Origin of the sequence: Tolypothrix sp. VBCCA 56010 (genome assembly GCF_050875635.1) — a bacterium.
Lineage (GTDB): Bacteria > Cyanobacteriota > Cyanobacteriia > Cyanobacteriales > Nostocaceae > Hassallia.
In genome coordinates, this window is sequence record NZ_JBPAOH010000484.1 from 1 (window position 1) to 318 (window position 318).

Genomic DNA, 318 nt, shown 5'->3' on the forward strand with positions numbered 1-318 from the left:
ACGGTTACAAATTCGGTCAAGAAGAAGAAACCTACAACATTGTTGCAGCACACGGTTACTTCGGTCGCTTGATTTTCCAATACGCTTCATTCAACAACAGCCGCTCTTTGCACTTCTTCTTGGCAGCATGGCCTGTAGTTGGTATCTGGTTCACCTCTTTGGGTGTAAGCACGATGGCGTTCAACCTGAACGGTTTCAACTTCAACCAATCAGTAATTGATTCTAGCGGTCGCGTAATCAACACATGGGCTGACGTAATCAACCGCGCTAACCTGGGTATGGAAGTAATGCACGAGCGCAACGCTCACAACTTCCCTC

Annotated in this window: 1 pseudogene; it reads left to right on the forward strand. The window is 47.5% G+C overall.

Features of this window, described 5'->3' with window-relative positions:
* Window positions 1-318: pseudogene (locus AABK37_RS42055) on the forward strand (photosystem II q(b) protein); the annotation flags it as partial.